The organism is Bradyrhizobium sp. B120 (genome assembly GCF_049075665.1).
Classification (GTDB): domain Bacteria; phylum Pseudomonadota; class Alphaproteobacteria; order Rhizobiales; family Xanthobacteraceae; genus Bradyrhizobium.
Genome location: NZ_CP185242.1, coordinates 4,111,603 through 4,138,460 on the forward strand (window position 1 = coordinate 4,111,603; position 26,858 = coordinate 4,138,460).

At 65.3% G+C, this 26,858-nt stretch carries 20 protein-coding genes; 6 read left to right on the top strand and 14 right to left on the bottom strand.

All coding sequences use genetic code 11. The features are described from left to right. From ACOIX3_RS18700 to ACOIX3_RS18715, 4 genes are read left to right on the top strand one after another with little or no spacing between them, the layout of a single operon-like run. Nucleotides 1-3,285: an efflux RND transporter permease subunit gene (locus ACOIX3_RS18700; RefSeq protein WP_420971302.1), complete on the top strand. Its 3,285-nt coding sequence runs from the start codon at nucleotides 1-3 to the stop codon at nucleotides 3,283-3,285. Further along, nucleotides 3,286-4,770: an efflux transporter outer membrane subunit gene (locus ACOIX3_RS18705; RefSeq protein ID WP_420971303.1), complete on the top strand. Its 1,485-nt coding sequence runs from the start codon at nucleotides 3,286-3,288 to the stop codon at nucleotides 4,768-4,770. Between the two features lie 8 nt (nucleotides 4,771-4,778). Continuing rightward, nucleotides 4,779-5,090, top strand: a complete 312-nt coding sequence (locus tag ACOIX3_RS18710; protein ID WP_420971304.1) for a hypothetical protein — start codon at nucleotides 4,779-4,781, stop codon at nucleotides 5,088-5,090. Between the two features lie 11 nt (nucleotides 5,091-5,101). Beyond that, the gene (locus tag ACOIX3_RS18715; protein ID WP_420971305.1) at nucleotides 5,102-5,440 is read left to right on the top strand and encodes a BA14K family protein; all 339 of its coding nucleotides are present in this window, start codon (nucleotides 5,102-5,104) and stop codon (nucleotides 5,438-5,440) included. A 24-nt stretch (nucleotides 5,441-5,464) separates the two neighbouring features. Here the strand turns inward: ACOIX3_RS18715 and ACOIX3_RS18720 are convergent, their stop codons facing one another. The 12 genes from ACOIX3_RS18720 to ACOIX3_RS18775 all read right to left on the bottom strand — a co-directional run bounded on the left by ACOIX3_RS18720 (nucleotide 5,465) and on the right by ACOIX3_RS18775 (nucleotide 18,736). Further along, nucleotides 5,465-6,142, bottom strand: coding sequence for a hypothetical protein (locus tag ACOIX3_RS18720; protein WP_420971306.1), 678 nt, complete (start codon nucleotides 6,140-6,142; stop codon nucleotides 5,465-5,467). 325 nt (nucleotides 6,143-6,467) lie between these two features. Beyond that, nucleotides 6,468-8,183 (bottom strand): adenylate/guanylate cyclase domain-containing protein, encoded by a 1,716-nt coding sequence (locus ACOIX3_RS18725; RefSeq protein ID WP_420971756.1) that lies wholly within the window; start codon nucleotides 8,181-8,183, stop codon nucleotides 6,468-6,470. 404 nt (nucleotides 8,184-8,587) lie between these two features. Further along, nucleotides 8,588-9,679, bottom strand: coding sequence for a sensor histidine kinase (locus ACOIX3_RS18730; RefSeq protein WP_420971308.1), 1,092 nt, complete (start codon nucleotides 9,677-9,679; stop codon nucleotides 8,588-8,590). Next, complete coding sequence (locus ACOIX3_RS18735) at nucleotides 9,676-10,116, bottom strand: response regulator (RefSeq protein ID WP_420971309.1); 441 nt, start codon at nucleotides 10,114-10,116, stop codon at nucleotides 9,676-9,678. The genes ACOIX3_RS18730 and ACOIX3_RS18735 overlap by 4 nt, the downstream gene beginning before the upstream one ends. After that, on the bottom strand, nucleotides 10,113-11,651 hold the full coding sequence (locus tag ACOIX3_RS18740; protein ID WP_420971310.1) for a sensor histidine kinase: 1,539 nt from the start codon (nucleotides 11,649-11,651) through the stop codon (nucleotides 10,113-10,115). The genes ACOIX3_RS18735 and ACOIX3_RS18740 overlap by 4 nt, the downstream gene beginning before the upstream one ends. 100 nt (nucleotides 11,652-11,751) lie before the next feature. Next, nucleotides 11,752-13,110 (bottom strand): acetyl-CoA carboxylase biotin carboxylase subunit, encoded by a 1,359-nt coding sequence (gene accC / locus ACOIX3_RS18745; RefSeq protein WP_420971311.1) that lies wholly within the window; start codon nucleotides 13,108-13,110, stop codon nucleotides 11,752-11,754. A 24-nt stretch (nucleotides 13,111-13,134) separates the two neighbouring features. Beyond that, nucleotides 13,135-13,632 (bottom strand): acetyl-CoA carboxylase biotin carboxyl carrier protein, encoded by a 498-nt coding sequence (gene accB / locus ACOIX3_RS18750; RefSeq protein WP_420971312.1) that lies wholly within the window; start codon nucleotides 13,630-13,632, stop codon nucleotides 13,135-13,137. A gap of 52 nt (nucleotides 13,633-13,684) precedes the next feature. Next, nucleotides 13,685-14,146 (bottom strand): type II 3-dehydroquinate dehydratase, encoded by a 462-nt coding sequence (aroQ, locus tag ACOIX3_RS18755; protein WP_342711091.1) that lies wholly within the window; start codon nucleotides 14,144-14,146, stop codon nucleotides 13,685-13,687. Between the two features lie 298 nt (nucleotides 14,147-14,444). Next, nucleotides 14,445-15,257: a DUF1236 domain-containing protein gene (locus ACOIX3_RS18760; protein ID WP_420971313.1), complete on the bottom strand. Its 813-nt coding sequence runs from the start codon at nucleotides 15,255-15,257 to the stop codon at nucleotides 14,445-14,447. 124 nt (nucleotides 15,258-15,381) lie between these two features. Beyond that, the gene (locus tag ACOIX3_RS18765) at nucleotides 15,382-16,326 is read right to left on the bottom strand and encodes a hypothetical protein (RefSeq protein ID WP_420971314.1); all 945 of its coding nucleotides are present in this window, start codon (nucleotides 16,324-16,326) and stop codon (nucleotides 15,382-15,384) included. Between the two features lie 134 nt (nucleotides 16,327-16,460). After that, complete coding sequence (locus tag ACOIX3_RS18770; RefSeq protein ID WP_420971315.1) at nucleotides 16,461-17,228, bottom strand: DsbA family protein; 768 nt, start codon at nucleotides 17,226-17,228, stop codon at nucleotides 16,461-16,463. Between the two features lie 86 nt (nucleotides 17,229-17,314). After that, nucleotides 17,315-18,736, bottom strand: coding sequence for a M48 family metalloprotease (locus ACOIX3_RS18775; protein ID WP_420971316.1), 1,422 nt, complete (start codon nucleotides 18,734-18,736; stop codon nucleotides 17,315-17,317). A 226-nt stretch (nucleotides 18,737-18,962) separates the two neighbouring features. On the opposite strand from ACOIX3_RS18775, the gene ACOIX3_RS18780 reads away from it, so the two are divergent. Further along, nucleotides 18,963-20,150: a pyridoxal phosphate-dependent aminotransferase gene (locus ACOIX3_RS18780; protein ID WP_420971317.1), complete on the top strand. Its 1,188-nt coding sequence runs from the start codon at nucleotides 18,963-18,965 to the stop codon at nucleotides 20,148-20,150. 185 nt (nucleotides 20,151-20,335) lie between these two features. Then, nucleotides 20,336-21,670: a dicarboxylate/amino acid:cation symporter gene (locus ACOIX3_RS18785; protein ID WP_420971318.1), complete on the top strand. Its 1,335-nt coding sequence runs from the start codon at nucleotides 20,336-20,338 to the stop codon at nucleotides 21,668-21,670. A 103-nt stretch (nucleotides 21,671-21,773) separates the two neighbouring features. Here ACOIX3_RS18785 and ACOIX3_RS18790 read toward each other — a convergent pair whose 3' ends face one another. Both ACOIX3_RS18790 and ACOIX3_RS18795 read right to left on the bottom strand, forming a co-directional pair. Beyond that, on the bottom strand, nucleotides 21,774-23,006 hold the full coding sequence (locus tag ACOIX3_RS18790) for an NAD(P)/FAD-dependent oxidoreductase (RefSeq protein ID WP_420971319.1): 1,233 nt from the start codon (nucleotides 23,004-23,006) through the stop codon (nucleotides 21,774-21,776). A 106-nt stretch (nucleotides 23,007-23,112) separates the two neighbouring features. Then, complete coding sequence (locus ACOIX3_RS18795) at nucleotides 23,113-26,316, bottom strand: Rne/Rng family ribonuclease (protein WP_420971320.1); 3,204 nt, start codon at nucleotides 26,314-26,316, stop codon at nucleotides 23,113-23,115. Nucleotides 26,317-26,858 lie beyond the last annotated feature (542 nt).

Below are 26,858 nucleotides of genomic sequence, written 5' to 3' on the forward strand. Positions count from 1 at the left end.
ATGGATCCGTCAACGCCCTTCATCCGCCGGCCGGTCGCAACCACGCTGTTGACGTTCGGGCTTGCGGCGGCCGGCCTTGTCGCGTTCTTCAAGCTGCCGGTGTCGCCGCTGCCGCAGGTGGATTTTCCGACCATCTCGGTGCAGGCGACGCTGCCCGGCGCCAGCCCGCAGGACGTCGCGACCACGGTCGCAAGCCCGCTTGAGCGGCACCTTGGCCAGATCGCCGATGTCACGGAGATGACGTCGTCGAGCTCGGTCGGCTCGACCCGGATCACGCTGCAGTTCGGGTTGAACCGCGACATCAACGGCGCCGCGCGGGACGTGCAGGCCGCGATCAATGCGGCGCGGGCCGATCTGCCGACCAGCCTGCGCAGCAATCCGACCTACCGCAAGGTCAACCCGGCGGACGCGCCGATCCTGATCCTGACGCTGACGTCGGACACGCTGACCCGCGGCGCTCTCTATGATGCCGCCTCCACGGTGCTGGCGCAGAAGCTGTCGCAGGTCGAGGGCATCGGCGAGGTCGTGGTCGGCGGCAGCTCGCTGCCCGCCGTGCGCGTCGATCTGATCCCGCAGGCGCTCTACAAATACGGCATCGGGCTCGAAGACGTCCGCGCGGCGCTATCCAGCGCCAACGCCCACAGCCCCAAGGGCGGCATCGATGTCGGCGACCAGCGCTACCAGGTCTACGCCAACGACCAGGCCAACAAGGCCGATGACTACAGATCGCTGATCGTGGCCTATCGCAATGGCGCGCCGGTTCACCTCTCCGACGTCGGCGAGGTGGCCGACGGCGTCGAGAACCTGCGCAATGCCGGGCTCGCCAACGGCAAGCCGGCGGTGCTGCTCATCCTCTACCGCCAGCCGAACGCCAACATCATCTCGACCGTTGATCTGGTGAAGGGGTTGATGCCGCAATTGCAGGCCTCGATTTCGCCGGCGATCGACATTGGCTTGGCGGTGGATCGCTCGACAACCATCCGCACCTCGCTCCGCGACGTCGAACGAACGCTGGTTCTGGCGGTGATGCTCGTCATCATCGTGGTGTTCGCGTTCCTGCGCAATTTGCGCGCCACCTTGATTCCGGTGGTGGCGGTCTCGGTGTCGCTGGTGGCGACCTTCGGGGCGATGTACCTGATCGGCTACAGCCTCGACAATCTGTCGCTGATGGCGCTGACGGTGGCGACCGGCTTCGTGGTCGACGACGCCATCGTCGTGCTGGAGAACGTCACCCGCTACATCGAGGAGGGCCTGAGCCCGCTCGAGGCGGCGCTGAAGGGCGCCAACGAGGTCGGCTTCACCGTGCTGTCGATGAGCATCTCGCTGATCGCGGTGTTCATCCCGATCCTGCTGATGGCCGGCATCGTCGGGCGGCTGTTCCGCGAATTCGCGATGACGATCTCGATCTCGATCCTGATCTCGCTCGCGGTCTCGCTGGCGACCACGCCGATGATGTGCGCCGTGCTGCTCAAGCCGGACAGCGGCGGCCACGGCCGGCTCTATTGGGCCAGCGAGCGCTTCTTCGAGACGATGCTGAATTTCTACCGCAGGACATTGACCGCGGCGCTAGAGCATCCGGTGTCGGTGATGCTGATCCTGGCGGCGGTGTTCGGCCTCAACTTCTATCTCTACGACGTGATCCCGAAGGGCTTCTTCCCGCAGCAGGACACCGGGCGGCTGGTCGGCTCGATCCAGGCCGACCAGAGCGTGTCGTTCCAACTGATGCAGCAGAAGCTCGCGCAGTTCGTCGGCATCATCCAGAAGGATCCGGCGGTGGAGACGGTGGTCGGCTTCACCGGCGGCGGCCAGACCAATTCCGGCTTCGTGTTCGTCTCGCTGCGTCCGCTCGACCAGCGCAAGATCGGCGCCGACGGCGTGATCTCACGGCTGCGCCGCGAGATGGCGGTGGTGCCCGGCGCGAGCCTGTTCCTGCAGGCGGTGCAGGATATCAGGGTCGGGGGCAGGGCCTCGAACGCGCAGTATCAATACACGCTGCAGGGCTCGACGCTGGAGGAGCTCAATGACTGGACGCCGAAGATCGCGGCGGCCTTGCAGCGCGATCCGAACCTTGCCGACGTCAACAGCGACCAGCAGAACAAGGGGCTGGAATCCGACCTTGTGATCGACCGCGACGCCGCGGCCCGGCTCGGCATCACCGTCAGCCAGATCGACAACACCCTCTACGATGCCTTCGGCCAGCGTCAGGTGTCGACGATCTATGTCGCGCGCAACCAGTACCACGTCATCATGGAGGTCGCGCCGCGCTACTGGCAGAACCCCGAGACGCTGAAGGACGTCTATATCAGCACGTCGGGCGGATCGGTCGGCGGCTCGCAATCGACCAACGCGGTGGCCGGCACCGTGGTGACCTCGGGAACCTCGAGCGCGGCCAGTTCGGCCAATGCCCAGGCCGCGCGCAACCAGGCCACCAATTCGATCGGCTCGACCGGGAAGGGCGTGGCCTCGACCGGGTCGGCCGTCTCGACCAACAGCGAGACCATGATCCCGCTGTCGGCGGTGGCGGCGTTCAAGCAGGGCGCGACGCCGCTCGCGGTCAACCATCAGGGCCTGCTGGTCGCCAACACCATCTCGTTCAACCTGCCGCCGAACGTGTCGTTGAGCACCGCGGTCGGCAGCATCGAGGCGACCATGAACCGGATCGGCGTCCCGGCCACGATCCGAGGCACCTTCCAGGGCTCCGCCAAGGCGTTCCAGGATTCGCTCAGCAACCAGCCGTTCCTGATCCTGGCCGCGATCGTCACGATCTACATCGTGCTGGGCGTGCTCTATGAGAGCTACGTCCATCCGCTGACCATCTTGTCCACACTGCCCTCGGCAGGTGTGGGTGCCTTGCTGGCGCTGATGGCATTCAAGACCGAGTTCAGTATCATGGCGCTGATCGGCGTTATTCTGCTGATCGGCATTGTGAAGAAGAACGCCATCATGATGATCGACTTTGCGCTGGACGCGGAACGCAGGCGCGGGCTGGAGCCGCTCGAGGCGATCAAGGAGGCATGCCTGCTGCGCTTCCGTCCCATCATGATGACGACGATGGCCGCGCTGCTCGGCGCCGTGCCGCTCGCCATCGGGATGGGCGACGGCGGCGAGCTGCGGCAGCCGCTCGGCATCGCCATCGTCGGCGGCCTGATCCTGAGCCAGGTCCTGACGCTCTACACGACGCCGGTGATCTACCTCTATCTCGACCGGTTCCGCTTGTGGGCCCTGCGCGTCCGCCGCGGCGGCGCCGTGCCGATGCCGGGCTCCTCACTTCAACCGGGCGAGTAAATGCCGACAGGTGCAGCGTTGCATAGTCTTCGAATCTTGCGGAAGCCGGTCCGGTTTCGGCGCGTGGCGGCGTTCGGCGGCCTCGGCCTTGGTCTGAGCCTTGGCCTGACCGGCTGCATTCCCGGGGTGGAGAAGCCCGAGCTCAGTCTCGAAGTGCCGGCGAGCTATCGCGCCGCCGCCAAGGGCGATGCCGACGCCGCCGTTCCGGCGCTCGCCTGGTGGCGCGGCTTCCGCTCTCCCGAGCTGACCGGGTTGATGGAATCCGCGCAGCAATACAATCTCGATATCGCGGTGGCGATCGCCCAGATCGTGCAGGCCGACGCGCAGGCCGGCGTGTCCGGCGCCGCGCTGCTGCCGTCGATCTCGGGATCGGCGAATGCGGAGCGTCAGCGTGTGGCCACGGGATCCAGTTCATCGCTCGCTGGGGGCAGCACGTTCTCGCAGTACAGTCTGGGGCTCAGCGCGAGCTACATCGTCGACTTCTGGGGCAAGAACCGCGCGACGCTGTCGGCGTCGGAGGAGAGCGCGACGGTTGCCCGCTACAATCGCGAAGTGGTCGCGCTGACCACGATGGCGACGGTGGCCAACACCTATTTCCAGGTGCTGGCGGCGCAGGACCAGATCAAGGCCACCCGGCGCAATCTGGCGGCGGCCGAGCGCATCCTGGCTTTGATCAAGTCGCAATTCGCCGGCGGCACCGCCTCGCAACTCGACCTGTCGCAGCAGGAGGCGCTGGTCGCCACGCAGCGCGCGGCGATCCCGCCGCTCGAGGTGACGCTGGGACAGAACACCGCCGCGCTCGCGCTGCTGGTGGCGCGCGCGCCGGCCGATTTCGCGGTGCGCGGCGGCAGCACCACGCAGATCTCGGTGCCGCGCATCACGCCGGGGATGCCGTCGGAACTGCTCTACCAGCGGCCCGACGTCCGGCAGGCCGAGGCGCAGCTCGCGGCCTCCAATTTCAGCGTCGACGCGGCGCGCGCGGCGTTCTTCCCGCAGATCCAGTTGACCGGCACCACGGGCTTCCAGAGCGCGGCGCTCGCCTCGCTGTTCGCGCCGGGCGCCTGGTACTATACGCTCGCGGCCGGGCTGACCCAGCCGCTGTTCGACGGCTTCCTGCTGGAGAGCCAGCTCAAGCTCGCCAAGGGCCAGCAATTGCAAAACCTGCAGGCCTATCGCAAGGCGGTGCTTTCGGCCTTTGCCGATGTCGAAAAGGCTCTGATCGCGTTGCAGAAGTATACGCTGCAGGAGCGCTTGCAGTCCGACGTGGTGGCGAGCTCGCGCAAGGCGTTCGAGGTTTCCGAGACGCAGCTGCGCGGCGGTACGGTCAATCTCATCACGGTGCTGCAGACGCAGCAGACGCTGTTCACGGCCGAACTCAATTTGGTGTCGGTGCGGCTCAACAAGCTGCTGGCGGCGAGCAGCCTGTTCCAGGCGCTGGGTGGCGGCTGGACACCCGCCGGCACGCTCGCGGCGGCAGTGCCATGAGGTTGGTCATGCAGCGGTTCGTCACACCCCTCGTCGTTACCCTCGTCGTCGCACTCGGTGCGCCGACCGGCATAGCCCGTGCGCAACAGCGGCCACCGAACAGTATTCCGCTCGCCTTCGGCATGAGCGCCGACCAGGCCAGCCGGTCGCTCGGCGTTCCCCTGAACTATGTTCGTGGCACGCCGGGCAATGAATTGTTCGTCGCGTTGCCCAATGTCAGGGGCAGCGTGCTGTCGCGGCGCAGCGACGGCCTCTATCTGCAATTCGGCAAGGGACGCCTGATCGCCTGGAAGGGCGACTGGGGGACCATTCCGCAATGAGGGCCCTAGCCATGACCGCCATCAGAGCACTGATCGCCTGCGCCGCCATCGCGCTCGGCACGGCCGCTGTCTCAGCTCAAGACTTGGCGCCGCAACGGCCGCTGCGTTATGGCAGCACCGGCGGTGCGTATTTCGACGGCAGGAACGACGACCGCGACTTCCGCAGCAACGGCTCCTTTCCGGGCAGCTTCGCCGCCGATCCCTTCAGTGCAGGCTTCGGCGCGGCGGGTCTGTTCGGCTCGACGCCGTATCACTCCGCGCGGCCTTATCCGTCGCAGGTGATCTTCGGCGCGCCATGCCAGGATTGCCGTCCGCATCGCACGCGACGGCACCGCGATCGGCCTGATTGAGAGGCTGGGGAAGCGGAACGCGCTTTAGCTCTTGCTCAGAAGGTCGTCGATGATGCGCAGCTTCATCCGGCCGGCCTTGTCGATGATCTCCCGGCGCAGCGCGTCCTTTTCCATTTCATATTGCTCGTGCGGGACGCGGTGGCCGCCGCTCGCGGTCATTCCGAATTCCTGGAGCAGGGCGTTGTGCCGCGCCTCCCACGCGATCACATGCTCGGTCATGAGCTGCGTCACCGCCGGAAGGAAGCCGGGATGGCCAGCCAGGCCGCATGTTTCCGTGGTCTGCGGATCCTCCGCCAGCATGATCACGTTCCACTCGTCGTAGCCGATCAGATCCAGCTGCGCGTAGAGAAACGCTCCGTGCGGCCCATCCCAGATCTTGTGGTCGATGACCAGGAACGGCAACGCACGGCAGTAGCCGTGGCGCGCCGTCATGTCACGGTTGAAACTCTCTGTGCGCTCCTGCAGCCGTTGGTTGGCCGCAGCAAACACGGCGAGGCGATTGTCCGCCGCAGGCACGATGCTGGCTGCGTCGTCGGGCACGAACCCCGCATCGCGCAGCATCGGCCCGATCCGCGGATCTTCCCACTGCCTCCTGTGAAAGGCGGGTGCCGCGCCGTCGGCGCCCGGTGCCGGACGCACGGGCTCCTTGAGATCGCCCGCGGTCGCCTGCTTCTTTCCAAAAACCACCCTGCGCTCGAACATCGTGCCGTTCCTGCCAAGCTGGGGGAAAAGCATCGCAAGCAATGCCCAGATTTGTCTTAATCCGGTCAGGGCAGGCGGTTGCGATCGAACAACAGGGTGACGCGACCGTTAACGCCGACGCGAAAATTCGATCAGTCCGCCGGCGGCAGCGGCCTAGGCCGTGAACCCATAAATCGGCCGAGCTGACGGCTCGCGAGAGTCCGCTAGGTCCCGGTAACGATCAAAATTCCGCATCGCAGCGAAAATGGCGTGATGGGCCAATTGCGGAATTGGCTCGCCACGGTCGTAACGATCTCGAGACACCCAAAACGTAGCTGGCGCGTGGCTATTCCGGCAATCCGGCGCGTCGCAGGCCTTCCGCATATCTGGCAAGATCGTCGGGGCGGCGCAGCGGTACGTGATCGGTCAATCTGGATACTTTGAACGCAGGATCGATTTCCAGCATTCGCTTCGCCGCTTTGTGGGCCCGCTCCAGTTGACCGGAATTTCCGGCGCTGGTCGCGATAATTCTAATGGCGGGCAAGAAGTTCGGATCTTCCCGCGAGGCTTTCTCAGCCCACAAGACGGACTCGTCATATCGGCCGGCGACAAAATGGGCGAGCGCCGTAGCCGTCTGCATCGAGTAGAGACTGGGGTCGAGCGGGCTCAACCGCATGGCGTGAGCCAAATGCTCGATCGCTGTTTCCGGGTCTCCGCGGAATGCCTTGAGCAGGCCGCCGAATTGCCACGCGGAGGAGAGATGCGGATTGAGCGCAAGCGCCCGTTCAATCAGGTCAGCGCCTTCCTCCGGTTCGAAAACTACCCGCGCGAGAGCGTACCCGGCCCGGGACAGAACTGCCGCGTCGTCTCTTCCCAGTTCCACGGCCCGCCGGGCCTGCTTGGCGGTCTCGGCCGATTCCATCGCAACATCGGCCATCCAGCCGTTTGCTTTTCGTAAGGTAAAGCACCGCGCCAACATCGCGTGTGCCAGTGCAAAATTGGCGTCGATCTCAATGGCCTTGTAGAAGAGCCGAAGCGCTTCCTCGTTCTCGTCCTTGGTTGCGCCTTCGACGACCGCCAGCCCGCGAAGGTAGTAATCATAGGCATCCAACTTTTCGGTCGGCTTTCGCTTGGAGCGTTCGATCTCGGCCTGGTCGAGCTTGGGTGCAATCGCGGCAACCACGCTCATGGTAATCCTGTCCTGAAGATCGAACACATCTTCAAGCGATCCGTCGAACTTGTCGGCCCACAGATGCGCGCCGCTCGCGGCATCGATCAACTGCCCGGTTATCCTGACCCTTCCTCCCGCCTTGCGGATGCTGCCTTCGAGCACATAACGAACGCCGAGCTCCTGGCCGACCTTCTTGATGTCGACCGCTTTGCCCTTAAAGGTGAAGCTCGAGTTGCGCGCGATGACGAACAGCGACTTGAAGCGCGACAATGCAGTGATGATGTCCTCGACGATTCCGTCTGCGAAGTATTCCTGCTCCGGATCGCCGCTCATGTTCTGAAATGGCAGGACGGCGATGGAGGGTTTGTCCGGGAGCGGCAGTGCGCTGTCGCTGCCGGGCGCTGCCGCGAAACTCGCTGTGTCCGCCGTCGTCGCTCCCTTCGAGGTGACGGCATAAGCCCTGACCGCTTCCTCGATGTTCTTGACCTGCCGGGCGCCAAGGTCGGTGAACGCCAGGGGCAGAATTTTTCTGACCTGATCATAGGCAACGCTGGAGATGCAGGTACCGCCGGCGCTGGCGATGGCTTGCAGCCGCGCGGCGATGTTGACGCCATCGCCAAACAGATCACCTCCTTTGACCATGACATCGCCGACATGGATTCCGATCCGGAAATTGATGTGACGCTCAGGTGGCAGGGGGGCATTGGCTCCGGCCAGCGCGGCCTGCGCCTCGACCGCACATTGGATCGCATCAACGGCGCTGCTGAACTCGGCCAGCACGCTGTCGCCTGCGGTGTTGGCGATCCGGCCGCGATGGGACGCAATCAACTCGTCGAGAATGGCGCGCCGCTCTGTCAAATCCCTGAAGGTGCTGACCTCGTCGGCCCCCATCAGGCGGCTATATCCCTCGACATCGGCCGCAAAAATCGCGACCAGCCTGCGCTCAGCGTCGATGGGTTTGGCCAAGATGCGCTCCCTGTTCCGGCTCGCAGCCTATCGCGCGATGGAGTGTCATGACACTTCAAACATCGAGGTGACCCCGGGATGAGGGGCGAGCTGCCATGTCCGAGAGGGGGATCGCGACAGGATCGGGCCAGCAGCCGGTCCGGCAGTGTCCGTTATGCCGCCGGAAGCGGAAGTAAGTTCAGAGCATTAGCAGGACCGCAACCGGCCATTGCGGGTTGTGGTGGCGCCGCCGGAGACGTGATTCACGCTCCAAAACAGGAGCCTCGAATCCTGCGCTGCGAACTCAGCGACCACGAATGGACCGCCGTCAAACCGAATGATTCCACGCTCTAACTGGCAGCGACGCTTGTCGATTTCGCCGCTGCCGGCGTGACGCGGGCAAACCGCACCACGAAGCGGGTGCCCTTGTGGCCGGGGTCGCGCTCGACGCTGGCGTCGAGCTTGACGGCCATCGCCGCGACGATGCGCTGGCCCATGCCGGTGCCGCGTGGATCAGCCTTGTCGGAGAAACCCACGCCTTCGTCGCTGATCGCAAGCTGCAAATCGTCCGCGTGCGGCTTCAGCTCGACATGGATCGGGCCGGCGCCGTCGGGATAGGCGTATTTCACGGCGTTCATCACCAGCTCGTTGACGATGATGCCGATCGCGACCGCGCGGTCGGGATCGATCTCGACCGGGTCGGCTTTCAGCGTCAGCCGCGACATCTTGTTGCCTTCGGCCGATCGCCTGAGATCCTCGAGCAGCGCCTCCAGATACTGGTTGAGCATCACCGTCTTGAAGTCGTGCGAGGTGTAGAGGCGACGATGCACCTGCGCGACGGCGGCGACACGGCCCATCGCATTGGTCAGCGCCGCCTTGACATCCTGCTGGGTCGAGGAATTGGCCTGCAGATGCAGCAGCGAGGCAATGATCTGCAACGAATTGCCGACGCGATGGTTGACCTCGCGCAGCAGAACCTCGCGCTCGGCGGCGAGCGCGGCGTAGCGGTCGCGCGAGGCGTGCACCTCGGCCTCGGCCTCGTCGCGCGCCTTCTGGATCGCGGCGCGCCGGACCGCGCCGTTCACCGCGACCTGGAGCAGGGGGATGAATTCGCCCCTGACGTCCTTGACCAGATAGTCCGCCGCGCCGGCCTTCAGCGCGGTGACGGCAATCGCCGAATCCTGCGAGGCGGTGACGAACACCACCGGCGGTGCGTCCGCAATCTTGAGCATCTGCTCCAGCGTCTCCAGCCCGTCGAGGCCGGGCATGTACTGGTCGAGCGCGACGACGTCGATGCCGCCCTGGGCGAGCCGCTCGAGGCCTTCCTGGCCGCTTGCGGCGTGCACCACCTTGTAGCCCGCGCGCGTCAGCCCGCGCTCGACCAGGCGCGCCAGCGCCGCGTCGTCGTCGATATAGAGCAGTGTCGGCGTTGCGCTGGTCATAGGGAAGCTGGCGGCACCTGAATCACGGAAAAGAACAGGCCAAGCTGGCGAATGGCGTTGGCAAAGCTTTCGTAGTTCACCGGCTTGGTGATGTAGACATTGCAACCGAGTTCGTAGCAACGCTTGATCTCCTGGGAGTCGTCGGTGGTGGTCAGCACGACCACCGGCGTCGCCTTGAGATGCTTGTTCTCCTTGACCCGCTTCAGAATATCGATGCCGGTCATGTCGGGCAGATTGAGATCAAGCAGGATGAGCAGGGCCTGGCCCTTGCGCTCGACCGCGCTGCCATCCTTGCCGAACAGGTAGCTCACGGCCTCTGTACCGTTGGTGAACGGGATGATCTCATTGTTGACACCTGAGCGCCGGATATTCCGCTCAATCAGGCGGGCATGGCCCTCGTCGTCCTCGATCATGATGATGGTGACTGGATCGCTCATGATTCCTTATCCCGGTTCTTGCCTGAGTTCTTGCCTGACCATTTGATAGGCAGCGTGATCGTGAACGTGCTGCCGTTGTGAAGTTCCGATGCTACCGACATGGTGCCGCCCAGTCTGCGCACAAGTGCGCGGACATGGGCAAGCCCGATGCCCTGACCGGGCTTGTCCTGGGTTCCGGCACGGCGGAACAGATCGAAGATGCGCTGGTGGTCCTTCGGATCGATGCCGCGGCCATTGTCCGCGACCTCGAAGATCGCAAAGCCCAGCTTGGTGCGGCCCTCGATCGAGATTTCGCCGGGGACGCCGTCCTTGAGGTACTTGAGCGCATTGTCGATCAGGTTGGAGAAGATTTGCTCCAGCGCGAGGCGGTCGCTGACGAGATTCGGCAAAGCGCCGACCTCGACGGTCGCATTGGCCTCGGCCGCCTGATGCGCGACCGTCTTGACGATGCCGTCGATCAGCTCGCGGAGATCGATCCGCTCCGGCTTGAACTCGCGGCGGCCCTCGCGGGTGAGATTGAGGATCGCGCTGATCAGGCGGTCCATCTTGGCGATCGACGATTTGATGAAGCCGAGCGATTCGTTGAAATCGTCGGATAGCTGCTTGTCGGAGCCTTCGAGCTCGGGCTCGGCCACGTCGGTCGCGTCTTCCATCGCCGGCGCCAGCGATGCGGTGCGATTGAGCGTGGCGATGCGCTTGAAGATGTCGCCGCGCAATTCCTCCAGCTCGCTGGTGAAGCCCATGATGTTGACCAGCGGCGAGCGCAGGTCGTGGCTGACGATGTAGGCGAAGCGCTGGATTTCCTCGTTGGCCTCGCGCAGGTCGGCGGTCCGCTCGTCGACGATGGTTTCGAGATTGACGTAGTTGTCGCGCAGCCTGGCCTCGGCCTCGTCGCGCGCCCGCGAGGATTGCCGCAGCAGCACGAGCGAGAGGGCGGCGAGCGCCAGCACCATGCAGGAGCCGGCGATGGTGACCGAGGAGGCGAGCACCTGGGTCCTGTCCGCGGTCGCGGTGCGCGCCGCCAGCAGCCGATCCTCCTCGGTGCGCATGTCGCGGCCGATCTGAGCGATCGCCTCCAATGCATCCGGCGACGTGCCCTTGCGCAGGATGTCGACGCTGGTCGCGGCATCGTTGTTGTTGGCGCGCTCGATGCTGAGGGCGAACTCGGCCAGCCGCTGCTCGACGGCGACCTTGAGCTTCGCGGCATTGGCGACCTGCGCCGGATTATCGACGGTCATCATCTGGAGATGGCCGAGCGCGGCCGGGAGCGCCGCCGCGGCCGACTGGTACTCGGACAGGTACTGTGGTGCTAACGTCAGCAGATACGCCCTGGTCGCGCTTTCGGCGCGCCTGACGTCAAGCAGCAGGCTGGCAACCTGGCCCTCCACCTCGACCGTGTGGACGACCAAGGCGTTGTCCTCGCGCGCCTTGTTGACCAGCAGGACGGATGCCACGCTGACCGCGACCAGCACGAAAAATCCCGCCGAGAGCAGCAGGATCTGTAACGTGGACCGGCGTCGTGAAACTGGTGTCACGACGGTCTCTTCGCGAGAGTGGGATTCAATGCGTCCCCGTGGAAAGCCAACAACCCTTTAGTACGTTTGAGCGGGGCGCTGGGTTCCACAAAGTTCCAAACTATTTCGGGGCGTCGGATGGCTGGCCGGCGAGGTACTGCTCCAGCCAATGGATGTGATAGTCGCCCTCGATGATGTCGGGCTCGCGCACCAGTGCGCGGAACAGCGGCAGCGTCGTCTCGATGCCGTCGACCACCATCTCGTCCAGCGCCCGGCGCAGCCGCATCAGGCATTCGCCGCGGGTCTTGCCGTGCACGATCAGCTTGCCGACCAGCGAGTCGTAATAGGGCGGAATCACGTAGCCCTGATAGACGGCGGAATCGATCCGGACGCCGAGACCGCCGGGCGCATGGAATTGCGTGATCCGTCCGGGCGAGGGACGGAAGGTCTGCGGGTTCTCCGCATTGATGCGGCACTCGATGGCGTGGCCGATGATCGCGATGTCGCTTTGCTTGGCCGGAAGCTCGCCGCCGGCGGCGATCCGGATCTGCTCGAGCACCAGATCGATATCCGTGATGCTTTCGGTGACGGGATGCTCGACCTGGATGCGCGTGTTCATTTCGATGAAATAGAACTCGCCGTCCTCGTAGAGGAATTCGATGGTGCCGACGCCGAGATACTTCATGTCCCGCATCGCCTTGGCGCAGGTCTCGCCGATTCTGGCGCGCGCCGCTGCGCCAAGCACGGGCGAGGGGCCTTCCTCCCAGACCTTCTGGTGACGGCGCTGCAGCGAGCAGTCACGCTCACCGAGATGGATGGCGCCGCCGCGGCCGTCGCCGAGAATCTGGATCTCGATGTGGCGCGGCTTCTGCAGGTATTTTTCCAGATAGACCGAGGCGTCGCCGAACGCCGACTTGGCTTCGTTGGCCGCGGTCGTCAGCGCCAGCGCGAGGTCGGCCTCGGTGTGCGCGACCTTCATGCCGCGGCCGCCGCCGCCGGCCGCCGCCTTCACCAGCACCGGGAAGCCGATCTCCCTGGCGATCGCCATGGCATCGTCGTCCGGCGTCACTGCGCCGTCCGAGCCGGGCACCACGGGGATGCCGAGGCGCTTGGCGGTCTTCTTGGCCTCGATCTTGTCGCCCATCAGGCGGATGTGCTCGGCCTTCGGCCCGATAAAACCCAGATTGTGGTCGGCGAGGATCTCGGCGAAGCGCGCATTCTCGGACAGGAAGCCGTAGCCGGGATGCACGGCGTCGGCGCCGGTGATCTCGCAGGCGGCCAGCAGCGCCGGGATGTTGAGATAGGAATCCTTCGACGGCGGCGGCCCGATGCACACGCTCTCGTCGGCGAGCCGCACATGCATGGCGTCGGCGTCGGCGGTGGAATGCACCGCGACGGTGGAGATGCCGAGCTCCTTGCAGGCCCGGAGCACGCGAAGCGCGATCTCGCCGCGATTGGCTATGAGGATCTTGTCGAACATCGCAGCGCCTGACGTTGACGGAAGCTATTCAATGATGACGAGCGGCTCGCCGAATTCGACCGGCTGGCCGTCCTCGACGAGGATCTGGGTCACCGTGCCCGCGCGCGGCGACGGGATCTGGTTCATCGTCTTCATCGCCTCGATGATCAGAAGGGTCTGGCCGGCCGTGACCTTGCTGCCGACTTCAATGAACGGCTTGGCGCCAGGTTCCGGCGACCAATAGGCGGTGCCGACCATCGGCGAGGGCACGACGCCCGGGTGTTTTGCCATGTCGGTGGCGGCAGCAACGGCGGCAGCCGGAACGGCCACCGGGGCGGCAACCGAATGCACGGCTGACGGCACGGAGGCGGCGATGCTGATATTGCGCGCGACCCGGACGCGCAGGCCGGCGCGCTCGATCTCGATCTCGGTGAGGTTGGTCTCGGCAAGCAGCAGCGCGAGCTCGCGGATGAGGACGCTGTCGTCGTTCTTGGAGTCGTTCTTGGACTTTGCGGCTGATTTGTCGTCTGGCTGTCGCGCCATGTTGTTTGATCCGAAATCTCTGTCTGGTGACGGGGAACGTCAGGATTGACGATTAAGTCTTTGCCTTCGCACCGATCCTGGTGGCGAGGCCGATGATCGCAAGCCGGTAGCCGTCGATGCCGAAGCCGCAAAGTGACGCGAAGGCGGCTTTAGCAGTGAACGAGTGGTCCCGGAAGCTCTCGCGGGCGTGGATGTTGCTGACATGGACTTCGACGGCGGGGATCTTGACCGCGACCAGCGCGTCATGCAGCGCGATCGAGGTATGGGAGTAGCCGCCAGCGTTGATGATGATGCCGACCGCCTTCTTGGCGTGGGCCTCATGGATGAAGTCGATCAATTCGCCCTCGCGGTTGGACTGCCGGCAATCGGCGGTCAACCCGAACTGCCGCGCGGTGTCCGCGCACAGCTTCTCGACGTCGGCGAGGGTGGCATGGCCGTACGTCTCCGGCTCGCGCGTCCCCAACAGGTTGAGGTTCGGGCCGTTCAGCACATAGATCGTTCCGGCAGCAGCCATTTTCAGGGGTTCCGAAGGGGAAAGTGCGCCGGGTTATAGGTAACAACCGGCCGCAGGGGAAGTCTTTAGGTGAAATCGGAACCTCTTCAACAGCTTCCTCCGCCCTGTTAGATAGCTGCCGTAACCTACGGAAATTGCTGATTAACCAAATCTGGCGGAAGGCGCGCCGGGGATGTGCTCCGGCCAGCCATCCACTGGCGACTGCGGGGTGCAACCGCATGCAAAACCCCGCCCCTGAGGGGGCGGGGTTGAGATCGAGGCGAGGGCCCATCAAGGCACCCTCGCGCCGAGGCCGAGGTCAGCCCTCGATGATGTAGACGATCTCGTGGGTCTCCGGCTGCACGATGATGTAGCGGCCGTGGACCAGGATGAACTCGTAACCGCGCCACTGCGGGTAGATCGTCACCACGCGCTCCGGCACCGGGTAGAAGTGCACGTCAGTCGGGACGCGGGTGCCGACGGCCACGTTGAAGTTCACATTGGTGACTTCGGTGACGTGCTCCGACTTGATCGCCGTCGAGATCTGGGTGCGCTTCTCGGCCGGCGGCGCCGCGGTGGCCGACGTCGCCGCGTTGCCGGTCGTGGTCTGGGTGCGGCTGGTGTCGTTGGTCTGGGCGCGGTTGGTGTCGGTCGGGCTCTTGGTCTGAGCGTTCTGGTTGGTGGTGGCGCCGCTCTTCTCGCGGCTCTCGGCGGCGTTGTTCATCTTGCCGCTCTTGTCATGCTCCTCGGCCTTCATGTTGCCGCTCTTGTCGCGGCCTTCGGCCTTCATGTCCTTCGGGCCTTCCTTCGAACCTTCCTTGGCGCCCTTGGTCGCATCGTTCTCCGAGCTCATGCTCTTCGACTTCTGCGTGTTCTCCTGTGCACCCTTGGTGGCGGGGCCGGACTTTTCGGACTCGGCGCCCTTCATGCCTGGCGAGTCATCCTTCATGCCGCCCGTATCGCGCTGCATGGTGCCCGACGATGCGCCACCGGACGGTGCAGAGTGCTGCACGGTCGCGCCACCGCCGGCCCCGGATTCCTTGTTGGCGCCGCCGGCGCCCTGTGCATTCGCAAATCCGGTACCGGCAATCAAAGCCGCCGCAGCGACCGAAATCAGAAAGCGGTTAGACATCTTATTCTCCTCGTTATTCAGCATTGCCCGCGCCGACAACGGGAGAGGATGTGCGATGTTCCTATTGATTAGCGGTTCCCCGCAGTTTGTTTCTTGTGTGAATGCGCGATGAACGATTTGCGTTTCAACCGCAGGCCCAGTCGAACTCCATGCTTGCAAGATCGAGCTGGCCGTTGCCGCCGCCGAAATTGAATCCGCCGAAATGCTCTTCGATCTCGAGATAGGTCGCGCTGTATTTCGGCGTCCACTGGTTCGGAAACATCGTGCCGCCGAGATGGTTGCGGCCGTGTAACCGCTCGAGACCGCGTGCATTGCCTTGCTCGCCGTAAGGCGCGATATAGTCGCCCAGCTCGCCCTTGTGCAGCAGATGATCGCGCGGCGGCTTGCCGACATTGGGATCGTCGTCGCGCAGCGCAAGGCCGATGCCGTAGGCGTGGTGCCCGGCCTCGGGGATGCCGCCGAACAGGCGGTACCAGTATGTCTTCTCCAGCGCGTCGTTGCGGGTGCGGCCGACGTTGACGTCGAACGCCGTGCGCGCCGCGCCCTTCACGAGCCAGCGCGGCGGCGAACTGGCTTCCAGCAACGGATTGCCGGCGAGCTCCGGCGGCCGGCAGAGCGGCCCTGCGAACTCGGTCTCCGTGAGCCAGATCGCCACAAAATTGTGGTCGATGATGTCCTTCATCCGAAACTCCATCGGATGACGGTTCTGCCGATAGGCGAAGTAGGGCAGCAGATTGGGATCGGATGGACGCGCGATGGTCTCTGCCGCGAGATATTGCGCGACCGCGTCGATCTCGTCGGGTTCGTCATATTGCTGATCGGCGAACATGGCGAGCGCGACATAGGCGTCACCCTTGGCGCGATACTGCGCCGGGACGTGCAGCGTGAAGCAGTGCTGCATCGGAAAGCCGTCATGGGGACTGAGCGGCCATTGCTCGGTGCGAATGCCCGATGGCAGGCCGTAGCACCAGCCGTGATCATGGTCGGTGCCACGCTGTGGCGCGGTCTTCAGCAGCGTGAGATCGTAGCCAAGGGTTGGTGGAGCAAGGGTTGGCAGGGCCAGGGGCATGGCGCGCGGCTTCCGTTGTTGGTGATGCCCCTTGGTTGCAGCCAGCGCGGAAGCGGTTCGGTGCCGCAAACAAAAAAATCCGGCTGCCCGGCAGCCGGATTTTTCTGGATGGATGAGCGCTGTCGAAGCGACGATCAGCAGGTCGCCTTGCCGCAGCGGGCAAGGCCGATCTTCTCCTTGAGACCCTCGACGCCGACCGCTCCGATCACGACCTGCTTGCCGATCACGTAGCTCGGCGTGCCGTTCATGCCCATGGATTCAGCGAGGCGGAAGTTCTCCTCGATGGTCGCCTTGACCTCGGGGCTTGCCATGTCCTTCTCGAGCTTGGTCATGTCGAGACCGACCTCCTTGGCGACCGCCAGCGCGCGCGCCTTGTCGGCGGCGCCGCGGCCGCCCAAGAGCTTCTGGTGAAACTCGAGATACTTCTTGCCGGTCGGATCCTGCATCCGCACGGCGACCGCGACCTGCGCGGCCTCGACCGAGCCCTGGCTCAGCACCGGGAATTCCTTCAGCACGACCTTGAGCTTCGGATCCGACTTCATCAGGTCGAGCATGTCAGACATCGCGCGCTTGCAGTAGCCGCAATTGTAATCGAAGAACTCGACGAAGGTGACGTCGCCGTCCTTGTTGCCGAGCATGACGCCGCGCGGCGAGTTGAAGATCGTGTCGGCGTTCTTGGTGACGCTCTGCTCATGCTTCTCGGCTTCGGCGGCAGCCTGCCGCTTGCTGAGCTCGTTCATCGCCTCCTCGAGCACCTCGGGATGCGCGATCAGGTAGTTGCGCACGATGGTCTCGATGTCGCCGCGCTGGGTGTCGTTGAAGCTCTGCGCGGACGCAGTCAGCGGCGCGGCGCAAATGCCGAGCGCGAGCAGGGCAGGGGCGAGAAAACGAAGCGCTGGCATGGCAAAATCCTTGTTCGAGGTGGCCCGAAATACGGCAGGGCCGCGGGCCGGTTTCGGTGATCGTTGTATGGAACTACGGTTTATTTCTAGTTGTTTTTCTGACCCGGCATCGGCTTGGCGCTCACAATGTCGTCAGCTTTGACCCAGCCGGGTGTGCCGATCGCGAACCGCGTCTTGGCGCGCGATGCCAGTTCGCGGGCGGTCTTGTTGTCGCCCCGCAGATAGGCGGCCTGCGCCGAGGCAAGGTCGGCCTGGGCATAGTCGCCCTTGCGGCCATAGGCCATCGCGAGCTGGGTATAGCCGAGCGGCGCCTCCGGCTCGCGCGCCACGGCGTTGCGCAGCATGCTGATCGCATCGTCGGTGTAGGCCTTGTTGTCGGAGGCGACCAGCGCCTGGCCGAGCAGCATCTCGATCAGCGGCGAGCTGCCGGAGAGCTGCACCGCGCGGCGCAACGGCGCGATGGCCTCCGCCGGCCGGCCGCCTTCGAGCAGCGCCTGGCCGCGTAATTCGTAGAAATAGGGATTGTTGGGCTGGACCTGGATCAAGCCGTCGATCTGGGCGATCGCCGAACGCAGATCGCCGTGCAGATAGGTGGTGATCGCGCGCGCATAGCGCGCCGGGAGGCTGGTGTTGGACAGCGGATAGCGGCGGTAGACCGTGTCCTGCCGTTCCATGAAGCCCGAGATCTTGGCGCGCATCATGTCGTGACGCATCTGCAGCGCCGGATCGTCCTTCTTGTCCCAATAGGGGCTCGAGCGCGCCAGGTCCTGCAGCGCGGAGACGCGGTCGACCGGCATCGGATGCGATTGCAGATAGGGGTCGGCGCCGCGCGCGGCGAACAGGCTCTCGTCGGTGAAGCGCTTGAACGTCTCGTACATGCCCTTGGCGGACTGGCCGGTCGCGTTCAGGAACTTGACGCCGGCGCGGTCGGCGTTTTCCTCCTGTTGGCGCTGGTAGGAGAGCAGCGTGCGCTGAATGACCGACTGCGGCGCCGAGATCGCGGCGGCACCGGCGCTGGAGAGGCCGTTTCCAACGCCGCCGCCCGCAGCGCCTGCGGCCAGCGCACCGACGCCGAGCAGCATCGCGATGATCATCTGGGTCTGCGCCTGCGCCAGCTGCTCGCGCATCTTGGCAAGATGACCGCCGGCCAGATGGCCGGTCTCGTGCGCCAGCACGCCGATGATCTGGTTCGGCGTCTCCGATTGCAGCAGCGCGCCGTAATTGACGAAGATGCGGCGGCCGTCGGCGACGAAGGCGTTGAACGAGCCTTCGTTGATGATCACGATCTGGATGTTCTGCTTCTCCAGACCAGCGGCGCGCAGGATCGGCCTGGTATACTCGCGCAGCAGCTGCTCGGACTCGGTGTCGCGCAGCACCGGCGGGCCCTTCTGCTGGGCTCGCGCAGGGACGACGGGACCAACGGCGAGCGCAATCGCGGTCAGCAATGCGGTGAGCTTGAACGCCGTCGGCTTGGGGGTCTTGGCGCGAAGAGCGAGGCGGAACGGCATGGGCGATCTATCGGCGATGTCTGGCCGCGCGGCGGCAAGGTCCGGTTCCCGACCCGACCGGGGCAGGCGCGTTGCACAGTCTGTTGTTTTTGCAGTTCTTCTTCACGCGAACCGGGTATGCACTTGGCCTGAAAGCGTTATAAGGAGCCACCGAATGCGGCCAGTCTGGGGCGGTCGCCGGTATCGGAACCCGAATTCGGCAGCGGCCGTGCAGTAGCAGAAATCCATGCGTGAAGCGACAGCGAGAGACCGTGTGAGCAGCCTTGTGACAGCATCCGGCCGGAGCGATGTTCCGCCGTTCATGGTGATGGATGTGATGGCCGCCGCGGCGCGAATCGAGGCCGCGGGCGGCCATGTCATCCACATGGAGGTGGGGCAGCCCGCCGAAGGCGCGCCGAAGCCGGCGATCGCCGCCGCGCAGGCCGCGCTTGCCGGCGGGCGGATCGACTACACCTCGGCGCTCGGCATCCCCAGTCTGCGCGCGCGCATCGCCCGGCATTACCGCGACACCTATGGCTGCGCGATCGATGCCGAGCGCATCATCGTCACCACGGGCTCGTCGGGCGGGTTCATCCTGGCGTTTCTCGCGATGTTCGAGCCGGGCGACCGGGTCGCCGTCACCGTGCCGGGCTATCCGCCTTACCGGCACATCCTGACCGCGCTCGGCTGTGAGCCCGTGCTGATCGAGACCTCCGGCGACACCCGCCATGCGCTGACCGGGGAGGCGCTGCTGGCCGCCCATCGCAAGGCGCCGCTGAAGGGCGTGCTGGTCGGCAGCCCTGCGAATCCGACCGGCACGATGATGTCGCGCGAGGCGCTGTCGAGCCTGATGGCCGCCGCGGACAGCGCGGGCATCCGCTTCATCTCCGACGAGATCTATCACGGTCTCGACTACGCATTTCCTGCGGTGACGGCGGCGGAGCTGTCGCCGAACGCGCTCGTGATCAACTCGTTCTCGAAGTACTTCTGCATGACCGGCTGGCGCGTCGGCTGGATGGTGGTGCCCGACGTGCTGGTGCGGCCGATCGAGCGGCTGCAGCAGAACCTGTCGATCTCGGTGCCGACCTTGTCGCAAATCGCCGCCGAGGCGGCCTTCGAGGGTCGCGAGGAGATGGAGGCGATCAAGCGCGGCTATCAGGAGAACCGCCGCATCCTGATCGAGGGCCTGCCCAAGGCCGGGCTGACCAAGTTCCTGCCCGCCGACGGCGCGTTCTATCTCTACGCCGACGTCTCCGACTTCACCGCCGACAGTTTCGCCTTCGCCAGCGAAATGCTCGAGAAGGCGCATGTCGCAGCGACGCCGGGCGTCGATTTCGATCCGATCCACGGCCGCGCCTTCATCCGATTTTCCTATGCGCGTTCCGCGGCGGAGATGCAGGAAGCAGTTGCGCGGATCGCGCATTGGCTTAAATAGCCCGCAATCTTCAAGAGCCCTCGGTCTTGTCGGTTTGATCGGTTTCGCAAGCGCTGGCCCCGGTTTCGGCGGAGCAGCACGCGACAGATCGCCGCGGATAAACGGCAGGGCCGACACAGTTCCATTTGACTTGAACGGCCAAGTTGATCTTGGCTATTTCCGCCATTTCTGAGGGGGAGTGACACATGGCAGCGGCAACCGTTGCCACGGCTTCACCGGCGTCTGCCGGTAGCAAGCCGTGGTACAAGATTCTCTATGTTCAGGTTCTGATCGCGATCGTGCTCGGCGCGCTGGTTGGCGCGTTCTGGCCGTCGCTTGCCACCAACGAGTGGATCAAGGCGCTCGGCGACGGCTTCATCAAGCTGATCAAGATGGTGATCGCGCCGATCATCTTCTGCACCGTGGTGTCCGGCATCGCCCATATCCAGGATGCCAAGAAGGTCGGCCGCATCGGCGTCAAGGCGCTGGTCTATTTCGAGATCGTCTCGACCTTCGCGCTGGTGCTCGGATTGCTGATCGGCAATATCGTCAAACCAGGCGCGGGCTTCGGCAATGCGGCGGCGAACGCGCAGGCGGTTGCCGGCTACGCCAAGCAGGCGGAGGCGCAGAAGAGCGTCGACTTCGTGCTGCACATCATTCCGGACACCGTCGTCGGCGCCTTCGCGCAGGGCGAGATCCTGCAGGTGCTGCTGTTCTCGGTGCTGTTCGGCTTCGCGATCATGGGCCTCGGCGAGCGCGGCCACACCATCCGCTCGTTCATCGACGACGCCGCGCATGCGGTGTTCGGCGTGATCTCGATCGTGATGCGGGCGGCGCCGATCGGTGCGTTCGGCGCGATGGCCTTCACCATCGGCAAGTTCGGCACCGGCGCGATCCTTAATCTGATGGGGCTGATCGCGACGTTCTATCTGACCGCCGCGCTGTTCGTCCTCGTGGTGCTCGGCATCATCGCGCGGATCGCCGGGTTCTCGATCTTCAGGTTCCTGGCCTACATCAAGGATGAACTCCTGATCGTGCTCGGCACCTCGTCCTCCGAGAGCGCGCTGCCGTCATTGATGGAGAAGCTCGAACGTCTCGGCTGCTCGAAGTCGGTGGTCGGCCTCGTGGTGCCCACGGGCTATTCGTTCAACCTCGACGGCACCAACATCTACATGACGCTGGCGACGTTGTTCATCGCGCAGGCGCTGGGCTACGACCTCTCGTTCAGCCAGCAGCTCACGATCCTGGTGGTGGCGATGCTGACCTCGAAGGGCGCCTCCGGCATTACCGGCGCGGGCTTCATCACGCTGGCGGCGACGCTTGCGGTGGTCGACCCGCGGCTGGTGCCGGGCATGGCGATCGTGCTCGGCATCGACAAGTTCATGAGCGAGTGCCGCGCGCTGACCAATCTGTGCGGCAACGGCGTCGCCTGCGTGATCGTCGCCTGGTGGGAGGGCGAGCTCGACCGCGACAAGCTCAATGCCAACCTTTCCCGGCAGATCGACCCGACCGACATGGAGACCGCGCTGACGACGGACTAGAGCATGATCCGGAAAAGTGTGAAGCGGTTTTCCGAGAAGATCATGCTCAAACAAGAATCCAAGGCGCGATGAGGACTCATCGCGCTTTGGTTCGCGTTCGGAGTCAGAACCGGTCCATCCGATACGGCGAGGTGTCCACCGAGGATGCCTCGCCGTTCATCGTTTCGGCCAGCACCCGCGCCGTCGCCGGGCCGAGCGTGAAGCCCTGATGGCCGTGACCGAAATTCACCCACAGCCCGCGATGGCGCGGCGCCGGCCCGAGCACCGGCAGCATGTCGGTGGTGCAGGGGCGGGTGCCGAACCACGGCTCGGGCTCGACGCGGCTGCCGATCTCGATCAGCTCGCGTGCCGCCGCTTCGGCGTAGCCAAGCTGGATCGGCGTCGCCGGCGCGTCGGGGCTGGTCAGCTCCGCGCCGGTCGTGATGCGGATCCCCTTGGCCATCGGCGCCATCGCATATCCATTCGCGGTGTCGACCAGCGGCAGGTCGAGCGAGCGGCCGCCCTGATAGTGCATATGGTAGCCGCGCTTGCGCACCAGCGGGATGCGGTAGCCGAACTTGCGCAGCAATTGCGGTGACCACGGCCCGAGCGTCACGACGACATGGGCGGCATCGATCCGGCCGCCGGTGGTGTCGACCGACCAGCCGGTTGCGGTCTCCGCCAACGTCTGCGCGTCGCCGCGCAGCAGCGTTCCCCCGAGACGCTCGAACAATCCGGCATAGGCCGAGACCAGACCACCGGGGTCCGACACGGTCCAGGGCCCGAGCCAGTGAATGGCGCCGGGCAGGTCGTCGCGCAGCAATGGCTCCGCCCTGGCGAGCTCGCTGCCGTCAAGCACGCGAAACTGAACGCCGAAGTCACGCTGGTTCTCTTCGGCGACGGCGATCGCCTGCTCCAGGGCCGCCGGGTCGCGATGCAGCAGGCGATAGCCGGCGCGGCGGATCAGATTGTCGGCATGCGCATCGCGGATCAGCGTGTCGTGCTCCGCCGTGGCGTAGGCGATCAGGCGCGCCCAGGCGATGGTGGCTTCGCGGTGCCGTTCGGGGGTCGAGTTCCACCAATAACGCAGCAGCGGACCGGCGTGCTGCGGCAGCGAGGCTAGGCGATAGCGCACATCGTTGGTGCGTCCCATCGCGATCCTGGCGAGCGTGGCCGGATCGCGCGGCATCGGATAGGGCCGCACCGCCTCGCTCTGAATGATGCCGGCATTGCCGTAGCTGGTTTCGCGGCCCGGTTCCTTGCGGTCGACGAGCGTCACCGACCAGCCGCGGCGTTGCAGGTGCAGCGCCGTGCTGACGCCCACCATGCCGCCGCCAAGAACCATCGCGCTTTGCATTGGGATCCGTCTCCGTCAGGCTCCGTCACGCCGGCGTCTGACGAACGGATGGCCTGTCCAATAAAAACGCCCGGCGTGAACCGGGCGTTTTGACTTCCAGGTGGCGCTAGTTGCCGCCGCCGCCGAAGCGGCGTGACCACCAGCCCTTGCGGGCCGGAGCCTCGGCCGTGGCGGCGTCCGGTGCGGACTGCGCGGCAGAGGCTGCGGATTCGGGGGCAGGTTGCTCCGCCGGGCTCTGAGCCAGCGCCGGTGTTGTCTCAGGTTGCGAGCTCGATGCGAAGCTGACCTTTTCGCGCACCGTCGAGCGGCGCCGCTGCGCGCGGTCGTTTTCGGCCGTGTCCTCGGCGGCAGGTGCTGCAACGGGTTCGGGCTCGGGCGCTGCCGCGATCGCCTCAACCGGCGCGGCCTCGATCGGCTGCCATTCCGCCGGCTGCGCAAACAGCTCGGGCTGCGCGAGCGAGGGGGCCGGCTCCGCGTCGTGGCTATCGAAATCGGCAACCGCGTCCGTGGCTTCAGGTGCCGCCACCGGGCTCAGCTCATCGGAGATCGATCCGGCGAGACCGTCATCCGGTCCGCCAGTGCCGCGCCGCCGGCGGCCGCCACGGCGTCCGCGGCGCCGCGGGCGGCGATCGCCGTTGGCGGCCTGGTCGTCGCGGGCAGCGCCCTGCGCTTCGTCGCCTTCGTCCTCATCGCCTTCGGCTTCGCCCGCGGCAACCACCTCGGTGCCATCGGGCAGGACATGCATCAGATCGCCGTCCTCGCGCGGCGGCTGAGCACCGTCACGCGGCTCGTTGGCGCCACCACGGCCGCGGCGCCGACGGCGGCGCTTGCGGCGCTGGCCGTCGCTTTCGCCGTCAGCGGCGCCGGCTTCCTCGCCGGCCGCCCGGTCGTCGACGAGCCCTTCGGTCTCGTCGGTCTCGATCTCGGCCTCGTATTCGAACAGTTCTTCCTCGTCATCCGGCTCGTCGACCTGCGCCGGCGCAGCGGCAGCTTGCGCGGCAAGCAGCGCCTTGGCGGCTTCGAGCGTATGCACCTGCTCGCCGCGATCGATGATGTAGGATTGCTGGCCGTGCACCGTGGCGTCGGCGACGACCGACAGCGAGACGCGGAAGGATTCCTCGAGGTCGCGCAGATGGCCGCGCTTGTGGTTGAGCACGTAGAGCGCAACGTCGGTGCGGGTGCGGACCACAAGATTGTGGGTGGCGCCCTTCATCAGGATTTCCTCGATGCCGCGCAAGAGCTGCAGCGCCACCGACGAAACCGAACGGACGTGGCCGCTTCCGCCGCATTGCGGGCAGGGCTCGGTCGAGCTCTCCAGCACGCTGGCGCGGATGCGCTGGCGCGACATCTCCAGGAGGCCGAAATGCGAAATGCGGCCGACCTGGATCCGCGCACGGTCCTGGCGCAGGCAGTCCGACAGCTTGCGCTCGACCGCGCGGTTGTTGCGCTTCTCGTCCATGTCGATGAAGTCGATGACGATCAGGCCCGCGAGGTCGCGCAAACGCAATTGACGCGCGACTTCTTCCGCGGCTTCCAGATTGGTCTTGAGTGCGGTGTCCTCGATATGGTGCTCGCGTGTCGCGCGACCGGAGTTGACGTCGATCGAGACCAGCGCCTCGGTCTGGTTGATCACGATGTAGCCGCCGGAGCGCAACTGCACGGTCGGCGAGAACATCGCGTCGAGCTGGCTTTCGACGCCCATGCGCGAGAACAGCGGCTGGCCGTCGCGATATTGCTTCACCGCGCGCACATTGGCCGGCATCAGCATCTTCATGAAGTCGCGCGCTTCGCGGTAGCCGGCATCGCCCGCCACCTGAATCTCGTCGATCTCCTTGTTGTAGAGGTCGCGCAGCGAGCGCTTGATCAGCGAGCCTTCCTCGTAGACCAGGGTCGGCGCCTGCGACTTCAGCGTCAGGTCGCGCACCGTCTCCCACATCCGGATCAGGTACTCGAAGTCGCGCTTGATTTCCGGCTTGCTGCGGGAGGCGCCGGCGGTGCGCAGGATGATCCCCATGCCCTCGGGCACGTCGAGGTCCTGCACCACTTCCTTCAGCCGCGAGCGGTCCTGGGCCGAGGTGATCTTGCGGCTGATGCCGCCGCCACGCGCGGTGTTGGGCATCAGCACGGCATAACGGCCGGCGAGCGACAGATAGGTGGTCAGTGCGGCGCCCTTGTTGCCGCGCTCTTCCTTGACGACCTGCACCAGCATCACCTGCCGGCGTTTGATCACTTCCTGGATCTTGTACTGGCGACGGGGGCGGAACGCGCGCTCCGGAACCTCCTCGAGCACGTCGTCGCCGCCGACGGACTCGACGACATCCTCTTCCTCGCCTTCCTCGCCGTCATCCTCGTCATCGTCTTCGCCGGCATCGTCGCCATGCCGAGCCTCGGGCGCGGCTCCGTCCGCAAGCGTTGCGTATTCGGCGACGCCGTGCTCATCGGCCGCGGCGTGGACTTCGTCGGCAGCCACATGCGGCGCGTCGTCGGCATGCGCGGCGTTTTCCGCGACCTGCTCCTCATGGGCCCGCTCGGGCTCATGATTGACCTCGGCGGTCTCGACGAATTCCGGCGCGGCCGACGCAATGGAGGCTTCGACCACTGCGACGACGGGGTCGGACAGGTCGCCGGCGGCTGGCGCCTCGCTCGTTACCGGAGCGTGGTCGTGATCGTGCGCATGATCGTGGTCATGGTGGTCATGATCGTGATCATCGTGGCCATGATCGTCGTGACCATGGTCATGGTGATGCTCATGGTCATGATCGTGGTGATGCCCGTGGTCGTCGTGATGCGCATGATCATGCGCCTCATGCTCGTGACCCTCATAGGCGGCCACCCCGTGCTCGTGATGCCCGGCATCGACGGGATGTTCGTGAGCCTCGGTCGCCGGCAGCGCCTGCGCGTCGCCTGCACCTTCGATCACCTCGCTCTGGACGCGGTCGCCATGACCGCGGCGGCGGGCATTGCGATGGCGCGACCGGCGGCGATGGCCGCGGTTCTCGTGCTCTTCCTCGGCCTCGCGATGGGCGCGCTCGTCGGCTTCGATCAGCGCCTGACGGTCGGCGACCGGGATCTGGTAGTAGTCGGGATGGATTTCGCTGAAGGCGAGGAAGCCGTGCCGGTTGCCGCCATACTCGATGAAGGCAGCCTGCAGCGACGGCTCTACGCGCGTGACCTTGGCGAGGTAAATGTTGCCGCGCAGTTGCTTGCGCTGGGCGGTCTCGAAATCAAACTCTTCGACGCGATTGCCACGGACCACGACGACCCGGGTTTCTTCCGGGTGGGTGGCATCGATCAACATCTTGTTGGGCATTTTGGAGCTCTTGACGGCGGCGGGCGCGGATCATGGCAGGCGCAAATTGCGCCGCCCGGTGACGCGACGGTCCACCTGATTCGGGGGTGAGGGGAAGGCCAAAACGCGTCTCGCGGCGCAGCGCCGGACGGGAACCCACCGGGATGATGCGACGGGCGAAGCTTTCACCTCGCGTCAGCGCGATCATTCGGGGGATCCTGGTCGGCAATGCAGTCTGGCGCATTAAGCGTCGGCCCGTCTAAACATGTTGGCGGCGAAAATTACCGCCGTATCTTTTGCTGAAGGCCCCGCCTGGCGCCGAAGCGCCTGCCGGCCATCGCATATCGAGGCCCCAAGGGGCCGGATAATCGGTTACGCCGTGTCTCAAACCGTCCCTCTGGCGAGGGAGTGTGTCTGGGACCGGACGCCGCTCAGGCTTGAATCCGCCTCTCCGTGTCAGCCGCGCGCGGCGCTGGCTGGGGAGGGACCGGAAAAACACGGCGGGATCTTCGACTTGGAAGGTTCCACCGCTGCACCAAGAGGCTGAACGTGACACAACCGGG

Bases quoted from the DNA above. Each gene is read 5' to 3' on its own strand.
- ACOIX3_RS18700 (WP_420971302.1), top strand. From the start codon at position 1: ATGGATCCGTCAACGCCCTTCATCCGCCGGCCGGTCGCAACCACGCTG.
- ACOIX3_RS18705 (WP_420971303.1), top strand. From the start codon at position 3,286: ATGCCGACAGGTGCAGCGTTGCATAGTCTTCGAATCTTGCGGAAGCCG.
- ACOIX3_RS18710 (WP_420971304.1), top strand. From the start codon at position 4,779: ATGCAGCGGTTCGTCACACCCCTCGTCGTTACCCTCGTCGTCGCACTC.
- ACOIX3_RS18715 (WP_420971305.1), top strand. From the start codon at position 5,102: ATGACCGCCATCAGAGCACTGATCGCCTGCGCCGCCATCGCGCTCGGC.
- ACOIX3_RS18720 (WP_420971306.1), bottom strand. From the start codon at position 6,142: ATGTTCGAGCGCAGGGTGGTTTTTGGAAAGAAGCAGGCGACCGCGGGC.
- ACOIX3_RS18725 (WP_420971756.1), bottom strand. From the start codon at position 8,183: ATGGGGGCCGACGAGGTCAGCACCTTCAGGGATTTGACAGAGCGGCGC.
- ACOIX3_RS18730 (WP_420971308.1), bottom strand. From the start codon at position 9,679: ATGACCAGCGCAACGCCGACACTGCTCTATATCGACGACGACGCGGCG.
- ACOIX3_RS18735 (WP_420971309.1), bottom strand. From the start codon at position 10,116: ATGAGCGATCCAGTCACCATCATCATGATCGAGGACGACGAGGGCCAT.
- accC (WP_420971311.1), bottom strand. From the start codon at position 13,110: ATGTTCGACAAGATCCTCATAGCCAATCGCGGCGAGATCGCGCTTCGC.
- accB (WP_420971312.1), bottom strand. From the start codon at position 13,632: ATGGCGCGACAGCCAGACGACAAATCAGCCGCAAAGTCCAAGAACGAC.
- aroQ (WP_342711091.1), bottom strand. From the start codon at position 14,146: ATGGCTGCTGCCGGAACGATCTATGTGCTGAACGGCCCGAACCTCAAC.
- ACOIX3_RS18760 (WP_420971313.1), bottom strand. From the start codon at position 15,257: ATGTCTAACCGCTTTCTGATTTCGGTCGCTGCGGCGGCTTTGATTGCC.
- ACOIX3_RS18765 (WP_420971314.1), bottom strand. From the start codon at position 16,326: ATGCCCCTGGCCCTGCCAACCCTTGCTCCACCAACCCTTGGCTACGAT.
- ACOIX3_RS18770 (WP_420971315.1), bottom strand. From the start codon at position 17,228: ATGCCAGCGCTTCGTTTTCTCGCCCCTGCCCTGCTCGCGCTCGGCATT.
- ACOIX3_RS18775 (WP_420971316.1), bottom strand. From the start codon at position 18,736: ATGCCGTTCCGCCTCGCTCTTCGCGCCAAGACCCCCAAGCCGACGGCG.
- ACOIX3_RS18780 (WP_420971317.1), top strand. From the start codon at position 18,963: ATGCGTGAAGCGACAGCGAGAGACCGTGTGAGCAGCCTTGTGACAGCA.
- ACOIX3_RS18785 (WP_420971318.1), top strand. From the start codon at position 20,336: ATGGCAGCGGCAACCGTTGCCACGGCTTCACCGGCGTCTGCCGGTAGC.
- ACOIX3_RS18790 (WP_420971319.1), bottom strand. From the start codon at position 23,006: ATGCAAAGCGCGATGGTTCTTGGCGGCGGCATGGTGGGCGTCAGCACG.
- ACOIX3_RS18795 (WP_420971320.1), bottom strand. From the start codon at position 26,316: ATGCCCAACAAGATGTTGATCGATGCCACCCACCCGGAAGAAACCCGG.